Origin of the sequence: Aestuariivita sp. (assembly GCF_049276915.1) — a bacterium.
Classification (GTDB): domain Bacteria; phylum Pseudomonadota; class Alphaproteobacteria; order Rhodobacterales; family Rhodobacteraceae; genus Aestuariivita.
This window is the reverse complement of record NZ_JBASXK010000157.1, coordinates 1-7592: the sequence shown is the minus strand read 5'-3', so window position 1 is coordinate 7592 and position 7592 is coordinate 1. Positions and strand designations below refer to the sequence as shown.

General features: G+C 58.7%; 8 protein-coding genes and 1 pseudogene. 4 read left to right on the top strand and 5 right to left on the bottom strand.

Going from position 1 to position 7592, the window contains the following annotated elements:
- Positions 1–147: 147 nt before the first annotated feature.
- From WAO69_RS16480 to WAO69_RS16470, 3 genes are read right to left on the bottom strand one after another with little or no spacing between them, the layout of a single operon-like run.
- Positions 148–1230, bottom strand: coding sequence for a methyltetrahydrofolate cobalamin methyltransferase (locus WAO69_RS16480; protein WP_422181127.1), 1083 nt, complete (start codon positions 1228–1230; stop codon positions 148–150).
- 11 nt (positions 1231–1241) lie between these two features.
- A complete protein-coding gene (locus WAO69_RS16475; protein ID WP_422181126.1) occupies positions 1242–2171 on the bottom strand; it encodes a methylenetetrahydrofolate reductase in 930 nt (309 codons plus the stop codon).
- A 36-nt stretch (positions 2172–2207) separates the two neighbouring features.
- Positions 2208–2510, bottom strand: a complete 303-nt coding sequence (locus WAO69_RS16470; protein WP_422181125.1) for a virulence factor — start codon at positions 2508–2510, stop codon at positions 2208–2210.
- Between the two features lie 233 nt (positions 2511–2743).
- On the opposite strand from WAO69_RS16470, the gene WAO69_RS16465 reads away from it, so the two are divergent.
- Together WAO69_RS16465 and WAO69_RS16460 are read left to right on the top strand one after the other, a co-directional pair.
- Positions 2744–3859, top strand: coding sequence for a Ppx/GppA phosphatase family protein (locus WAO69_RS16465; RefSeq protein WP_422181123.1), 1116 nt, complete (start codon positions 2744–2746; stop codon positions 3857–3859).
- A gap of 67 nt (positions 3860–3926) precedes the next feature.
- Positions 3927–4643 (top strand): RlmE family RNA methyltransferase, encoded by a 717-nt coding sequence (locus WAO69_RS16460; RefSeq protein WP_422181121.1) that lies wholly within the window; start codon positions 3927–3929, stop codon positions 4641–4643.
- Here the strand turns inward: WAO69_RS16460 and WAO69_RS16455 are convergent.
- Positions 4640–4819 (bottom strand): hypothetical protein, encoded by a 180-nt coding sequence (locus WAO69_RS16455; protein ID WP_422181119.1) that lies wholly within the window; start codon positions 4817–4819, stop codon positions 4640–4642. The two genes, WAO69_RS16460 and WAO69_RS16455, sit on opposite strands and share 4 nt — an antisense overlap.
- A gap of 159 nt (positions 4820–4978) precedes the next feature.
- Between WAO69_RS16455 and WAO69_RS16450 the strand changes: the two genes are divergently transcribed.
- Complete coding sequence (locus tag WAO69_RS16450) at positions 4979–5932, top strand: glycosyltransferase family 2 protein (RefSeq protein WP_422181117.1); 954 nt, start codon at positions 4979–4981, stop codon at positions 5930–5932.
- A gap of 4 nt (positions 5933–5936) precedes the next feature.
- Here WAO69_RS16450 and WAO69_RS16445 read toward each other — a convergent pair whose 3' ends face one another.
- Complete coding sequence (locus WAO69_RS16445) at positions 5937–6692, bottom strand: WecB/TagA/CpsF family glycosyltransferase (RefSeq protein WP_422181115.1); 756 nt, start codon at positions 6690–6692, stop codon at positions 5937–5939.
- Positions 6693–6900: 208 nt separating this feature from the next.
- On the opposite strand from WAO69_RS16445, the pseudogene WAO69_RS16440 reads away from it, so the two are divergent.
- Positions 6901–7592 (top strand): annotated as a pseudogene (locus tag WAO69_RS16440) (hypothetical protein); the annotation flags it as partial.

Here is a 7592-nt window from a genome sequence, read left to right as displayed (position 1 = left end):
GCCCTGGGGTCCGCGACAGTCACAGCACATTCGCCAGACTTGCCGCACAGTCGCGTGATCTGGTGCCGGTAAAGGCATCGCATTGCCCCAAGACCGAAAAACGCCCGGATGAACCGGGCGCTTTGCTTTGCAGGAACCTGTGGCCGATTACGCCCGGCGACGCCGCCCGCCGGTCCGTCCGGCGCGACCGCGGCCCTCTTGCCCGGCTTTGGGGGCTGTCTTGTTGAAACTGATCCAGGCAGCACCGCCTTCGTCATTATTGGTCAGGAAGTTGGCTGCACGGATGGCTTCCATTTCCTTGCCGGGGCGCGGTTTGGTCGAGCCGAGACCGAACATCAGGCAAAACAGTTCATCATCCATATCTTCGGGCAGGATGATGCCGGCCGCTTCGACTTCGGCGCGCTTTTCGGCGATTTTCGTCGGCCCGGTCGGCAATGCCACCGGATTCATGATCGCAGATGTCATGCCGGTTGCCATTGCCATGGGCAGAAACGCGTTGTTGATCCCGTGGCGGTTGGGAAGACCAAAGGAGATGTTGGAGGCCCCGCAGGTGGTGTTCACACCCAGTTCGTCGCGCAGGCGACGTACAAGCGTGAAGACCTGCAAACCAGCCGTTCCCATCGCTCCGATCGGCATCACCAACGGGTCAACCACGATGTCATGGGCCGGAATTCCGAAATCGGCAGCACGTTCCACGATCTTCTTGGCAACGGCGAAGCGGACATCAGGATCTTCGGAAATGCCTGTGTCATCATTCGAAATCGCCACCACCGGTACGTTGTATTTCTTGACCAGCGGCAGGATCGCTTCGAGCCGTTCTTCCTCACCGGTGACCGAGTTCAGCAGCGGGCGGCCCTCAGCAGCGGCCAGGCCGTTTTCCAGGGCACCGGGCACCGAGCTGTCGATGCAAAGAGGCGTGTCCGTGACCGCCTGTACCACTTCGACAAGCTGGCGCATCAGCGTCGGTTCAACGAAGTTGTTATCGGCATAGCGGGGATCTTCGGCCATCTTGTTGGAAAACACGGCACCCGAGTTGATATCGAGCACCGTGGCACCGGCTGCAACCTGCGCCAGCGCGTCGGCCTCGACCCGGCTGAAATCGCCGCGTTCCAGCTCCAGGTTCAGAACCTGGCGGCCCGTCGGATTGATCCGCTCACCGATCACGCAGAAAGGTTGATCAAATCCGATGATCGCGGTCTTTGTTTTGCTTTCAATGACGGTCCGGGTCATGAGTCTGCCTTTCAGTCTGCGTTTGCAGGACGGCCCGAGGTGCCGCCGTTTTCAATGGCCCAGGTGGCGTTGGTCTTGATGCCGCCCAAAGGGAAGAAGTGAACATGAGTGATGTTGAAGTCCGGATTGGCCGCTTTGTGAGCTGCCAGCTCGCCGATCACTTCTGTCGGCTCGAACGGCAGCAACAGCTTTGAGACATCACGGGCCCGTTTCTGCAGAACCTTGAGCGAGGGTCCGACACCACAGGCGATTGCGAATTTGATCAGGGTTTGCAGCTTGGCAGGGCCCGCGATGCCGATGTGGATCGGCAGATCAATGCCCGCAGCCTTGAGGTCATCGGCCCATTTGATGATCGGGCCCGCTTCAAAGGCGAACTGAGTGGCAATGGCCATCTCGGCATCGGTCCGGTTCGAAAAATCCTGCTTCCATTGAAGGGCTTGAGAGACGTTCTTCATGCTTCCATCAGGATCGATATCCTTGTTTCCTTCTGGATGGCCGGCCACATGAAGGCGCTTGAAGCCGGCCTTGTCGAACAATCCGGTTTCCATCAGCCCCATGGAGCTGTCGAAATCGCCATAAGGCTGAGATACGCCACCCGCCAGCAAAAGCGCCTGTTCGACGCCCGCTTCGCCCTGGTACATGGCAATCCAGTTCTCAAGCGTCTTGGCATCCTTGATGATGCGCGCCGGAAAATGCGGCATGACAGGATACCCATCGGCGGCCAGACGCTTGGCCGTGGCGACCATATCCTCAATCGGAGTGCCTTCGATATGGGCGATGTAAATACGGGTGCCTTCAGGAAGCAGAGCGCGGAAATCCTCGACCTTTTCGGCGGTCCGCGGCATCACTTCGATCGAATAGTACTGCAAGAACGCCTCGACCTCGGGTGTCACCGAAGCCGTGGTTTGCACGTCGCGCCGTTTGAAATTCAGCAAAGCCATTGCGGCCTCCCATAGATTGCGTGGGCCTTGACCCATTTACGCGTTTGCCCAACCGTCGTTCGCGATCAGAGCCTTGATCCGGTTCGTGTCGTATTCCGCTTCGATCCGGGCCGCTTCCGCCGCCACGATCTCATCCGGGTCCCCATCCATTTCGTAAGGCGCTGCTTTGCGCCATTCGGCGAGATAGGCATCCGTATCCTGTGCCCCCACCTTCATGGCTGCACGATCAATGGCCTGTTCAAAACGTTCTGCCAGTTGTTTTTTCGAGCCGCGACGCCCTTTGCCCACAATGACTTGGGCCGGAATATCGCGCCAGTAAACAATGGTGACGTCAGGCATGGATGATTCTCCCGTGTTTCGTATGCCCTCTCTAAGGCACAGCCATGGTTTGCCTCTGCCGTTTTTCGACAGATGGCGCGCAATCCGCGACCTCAACCTAAGCAGCCCGCCACCCGCTGGCTATGGCCAGCCAGACCAGAAATACTCATGTCGGACATGAATGCGACTGATCTCTTGCGCGAAATGCGCCAAGAGCATAGCTTGGGGGCAACTCGAAATGGAGGGCGTGAGACATGACGCCCAAGCGTCCCGATGGTGCGGGCGCGTTCCCAAAAGCGGTTGAGCCACCCGCGCCTGACACGCCTGATCCAACCGGCCTTTATGCTGCGTTGGATCTGGGCACGAATAGCTGTCGCATGCTTATTGCCCAACCCAAGGGCAATGGGTTTCACGTCGTGGACAGCTTTTCCAAATCCGTGCAACTGGGCGCGGGCTTGGAGCGCACCGGGCAACTGTCGCGCGCGTCGATGGCGCGCACCGTGCAGGCATTGCGGATCTGCCAGCAAAAGCTCAAGCGCAACAATGTCAAACGTATGCGATTGGTTGCAACCGAAGCCTGTCGGCGGGCTCAGAATGCCCAGAGTTTCATAAACACCGTACGGCGCGAAACCGGTTTGCAGCTTGAGATCATCGAGCCCGAGGAAGAGGCACGCCTGGCGGTGATCTCCTGTTCGCCGCTGGTTTCAACCAAGACAGAGCAATTGCTGGTGGTCGATATCGGCGGTGGTTCGACCGAGCTTGTCTGGATTGATCTGTCTTCGGTCGAAAGGCGGGATCGTCCGCGCGCGCTGATGCGGCTGCATGCCGGATTTCATACGGTCGAAAGCCCGTTTCCAACGGCCAAGGTCGTAGACTGGATCTCGGTCCCGCTGGGTGTGGCGACATTGCGGGATCAGTTTTCGGATGTGCAGGATGATGCGGCGCGCTTTGCGCTGATGAGCTGGTTCTTCGAGGAAAACCTGGCAGAGTTTGCGCCTTACAAGAAACTCGACCATCTCAAGGAACGGTTCCAGATCGTCGGAACCTCCGGGACCGTCACGACGGTGGCCGCAAGCCATTTGGGCCTCAAACGCTATGACCGCACCAAGGTGGACGGGTTGCGCATGACCTCGGACCAGATCGACACGGTCATTCGCCGGTATCTGGCGATGGGCCCCACGGGGCGGAGAGAAGACCCGCGCATCGGCGAGGACCGACATGCGTTGATCATGTCCGGCTCGGCGATTTTGCAGGCTTTGCTGCGGCTTTGGCCGACAGATCGGTTGTCTGTGGCTGATCGTGGACTGCGCGAGGGGTTGCTTTTTGCGCAGATGTCGGCAGATGGCGTTCTGGAAGATGGCGTGTTCTGACAACACGGTGTTCGGCGATCGCGTCACCGCTACTATGTACAGGACAGAATAATGAAAGCGTTTCGCGATGGGTAAGACACCGACAGGCAAAAACACATCCGGACGCGGGCAGCGGGATCTCAAGGTCAAGGTCAAGACTGCACGCGGGCGCAAGCTGTCTTCAACGCGCTGGTTGCAGCGTCAGTTGAACGATCCTTATGTCAAACGCGCGCAGGCCGAAGGGTATCGCGGACGCGCGGCATACAAGATCATGGAAGTGGACGACAAGTTCCGGTTCCTCGTCCCCGGCGCGCGGGTGGTTGATCTGGGCTGCGCCCCCGGAGGCTGGTGTCAGGTGGCGGTCAAACGCATAAATGCGCTGGGCGAGCGATCCGGCAAAGCGCAGGGGCGCATCATTGGCGTCGATCTGCAAGAGGTGGAACCGATTGCCGGTGTCGAACTCCACCAGCTTGATTTCATGGAGGATGACGCCGACGACAAGGTCAAGGAATGGCTGAATGGCAAGGCTCATGTGGTCATGTCGGACATGGCCGCGGCTTCGTCGGGTCATAAGCAGACCGACCACCTGCGCATCATAGCACTTTGCGAGGCCGCCGCATATTTTGCCTTTGACGTTCTGGATGACGGAGGCACCTTTGTGGCCAAGGTTCTTGCCGGGGGGGCTGAGGGTCAGTTGCAACAGCTTCTGAAGCAAAAATTCACCAAGGTTGCGAATATCAAGCCGCCCGCATCCCGATCGGACAGCTCCGAGAAATTCGTCGTGGCGACCGGTTTCAGGGGCTAGTCTTCGATCCGCCTCGGCAAAGACCACGAGCGATCCGCCCGGCGCAACAGATCCTGTGCCACATCCGGGCTTACCGCATCGCCCATTCCCAGGGTCTCGCGGCTGACCAGAAGATTGGACAGGTTGCGTTGACGCAAAAGCTCAAACAGCTGTGTATAGGGGCGCAGAGGGCTCATGGCGAACAGTCCTGTCACAGAAATATGGGCCGAGTTGGGTGAAATCGGGACGGTTTTGTGCTCGCTCAAAGCCTTGCGGGCATTGCGTCGGACCAGACAGGCGTTAGTCTCAGCCGCAAAACATCTTTTTGAGGGCAGGATAGCACCGGTGAAACCGTCATGAGACAGGTCATCATGATCGACGCCGTTGTGATCGGCCGGAACGAAGGTGTCCGGTTGGTTGCCTGTCTGGAAAGCCTCAAGGGACGCGTGCGCCGGATCATCTATGTGGATTCCGGCTCGACGGATGGAAGTGTCGCGACGGCCGGGACCTTGGGCGCAGAGATCGTCGAGCTGGACCGTACCCTGCCCTTTACCGCCGCGCGCGCGCGCAATACCGGGCTGAAGCTGCTGGGCGAGGATAGCGAGTTTGTTCAGTTGGTTGACGGCGATTGCGCGATCCGCGACGGATGGATCGATGCGGCGCGCGAATATCTCATGGCGCACCCGCGAACGGCAGTCGTCTGCGGTCGCAGACGGGAACGATATCCCGACACCAGCCTCTACAACGCTCTGATAGATGCTGAATGGGACACGCCGGTTGGTGCCGCCAAGGCCTGTGGCGGAGATGCGTTGATGCGGATGTCTGCTTTGCGAGAGGTCGGTTTTTACCGTGATGACCTGATTGCGGGAGAGGAACCGGAACTCTGCGTCCGCCTGCGACACGCAGGATGGAACATATGGCGACTGGATGAGGAAATGACCTGGCATGATGCCAACATCACCCGGTTCGGACAGTGGTGGCGACGTACACGACGCGCAGGCTTTGCCTTCGCCGAGGGGGCGGCCTTGCACGGTGCGCCCCCGGAACGGCACTGGGTAAAGGAGACGCGGCGCGCGCTGGCCTGGGGCCTGGTTCTGCCTGCGCTGATTTTTCTGGGCGCGATGATCACGCCGGCGATGCTGGTTCTGCTGATGATCTATCCCGCGCAGGTCTTGCGCCTGAGCCGACGCTCAGGCCTGGTTCCGGCGGTGTTCTCGGTGATTGGAAAATTCGCTGAAGGATGGGGCGTTCTGGAATATGGCCTCACCCGGTTACGCGGGAAAAATTCAGGAATTATAGAATATAAATAATGATCTATGATCCGTTCCTCAAGCGAATTGCCGCCCTCATCTGAGATGGAAGAATGGCAAAGCACTGCGCGTAACGTGGGACGAGTCGGATTGGATCGGCGAGCGCGCGCCAAAGCCACTCCAACCCGAACCGGCGCATCCACATCGGTGCCCGCTTCTGGTGACCACCAAGAAAATCGAGGCCTGCACCGACCGAGGCAAATCCGACCCCCGGAGCCAGGCTGCGTCCGCGCGCGGCCAACCGTTCCTGTTTTGGTGCCCCCAAGGCCAGAAAACACAAGCCTACCTTCTTTGCATCAAGTTCCAAGAGGATCCGGTCAGCCTCCTCGCCATCGGGATCAAAGCCATACTCGGGTGATATTTCACACACAACATTCAGGTTTTTTGCGTTTTTAGACAATATCTTGGATGCGTCTCTTAAGGCGTCCTGGGTGCTTCCCACCAAGGCCACGGGCACAGTCTCTGCAGCAGCCAGTCTGGCCAGCGGGATAACCATATCGGAACCCGGAACCAGCTCGACAGGATGGCGCGCCAATCGCGACAGCCACACTATTGGCCGTCCATCGGCAACGATCAGATCCTGATCGGCATAGGTGGCCGCAAAACTGGCATCACGCGACATCTTCACCAGATGATCCAGGTTGACGGTTGCCAACGCAAAGCCCTCGCCCGCACGAAACCGACGGGTGATCTCTGAAATCAAGGCTATACGATCGGGTATGTTGACCCGAATCCGTTCTGAACCGATTGTAAAGAACACGCGGGCGTCTCCTGTTGATCGGCATATGTGTAGGATGGACACCAGCGTCGCACCAGCCTCATGCGCGCTACCCACAGAAATGGCGCAAGTCGTTGTATCTGTGCCATAACATCGCCGCCTTTACGCGGTACAGCCATGCTTGAGGCAAAACAGCAGACCTGGACATCCAAGGGATCGGACAGGCAAACCAAAGGATACAGGCCCCATCATGGGCAATGCACTTGCACAATTGATGCTGATCATCTGGCCAGCGGTCTGTGTCGCGTTCTTTACGCGTCTCAGTGTCGAGCGCGCGTTGATCTGGTCGATTGTCGGGGCCTATATGCTTCTGCCCCCCCGAACCGAGTTCGACCTGCCTCTCATCCCCAGCCTTGACAAGTTCTCGATACCGAGCATTTCGGCACTGGTGATAATTGTCCTGTTTCTGGGCCTGCGCCCATCCTTTTGGCCGCGCCACAGGATCACCCGGGTTCTGATTGTGTCCATGTTGATGGGCACCGTGTTTTCGGTTGTGACCAACACGGATCCGATCCTGTTCAATCAACGCGTTGACGCTTTGCCCATCTCTTTCCCATCCGGTTTTCTACCCGGGCTGCGTCTGATTGATGTTTTGTCGATCCTGTCATCGCAACTGATCATGCTGATCCCGTTTTTTCTCGCACGCCAATACCTGTCATCCGACACGGGCCTGCGCGAGTTGATGTATGCCCTTGTCATCGCCGGGTTGATCTATTCCATTCACCGCAGTGAACGTCGCGCCGCAACCCGACGTCGGGGCCACGACCGCGATGCGCCGCCAGCCATAGGCCCGGATCGTGCGCACCAGACGCGTGCGCAACAGATCAAAGCCTTTGGCAATGGGATCTGCGCGGAAATATTCGATCAGGGACGGTGCCGCAC

Coding starts and splice junctions, on each gene's coding strand:
- WAO69_RS16480 (WP_422181127.1), bottom strand. CDS start 1,230: ATGACCCGGACCGTCATTGAAAGCAAAACAAAGACCGCGATCATCGGA.
- WAO69_RS16475 (WP_422181126.1), bottom strand. CDS start 2,171: ATGGCTTTGCTGAATTTCAAACGGCGCGACGTGCAAACCACGGCTTCG.
- WAO69_RS16470 (WP_422181125.1), bottom strand. CDS start 2,510: ATGCCTGACGTCACCATTGTTTACTGGCGCGATATTCCGGCCCAAGTC.
- WAO69_RS16465 (WP_422181123.1), top strand. CDS start 2,744: ATGACGCCCAAGCGTCCCGATGGTGCGGGCGCGTTCCCAAAAGCGGTT.
- WAO69_RS16460 (WP_422181121.1), top strand. CDS start 3,927: ATGGGTAAGACACCGACAGGCAAAAACACATCCGGACGCGGGCAGCGG.
- WAO69_RS16455 (WP_422181119.1), bottom strand. CDS start 4,819: ATGAGCCCTCTGCGCCCCTATACACAGCTGTTTGAGCTTTTGCGTCAA.
- WAO69_RS16450 (WP_422181117.1), top strand. CDS start 4,979: ATGAGACAGGTCATCATGATCGACGCCGTTGTGATCGGCCGGAACGAA.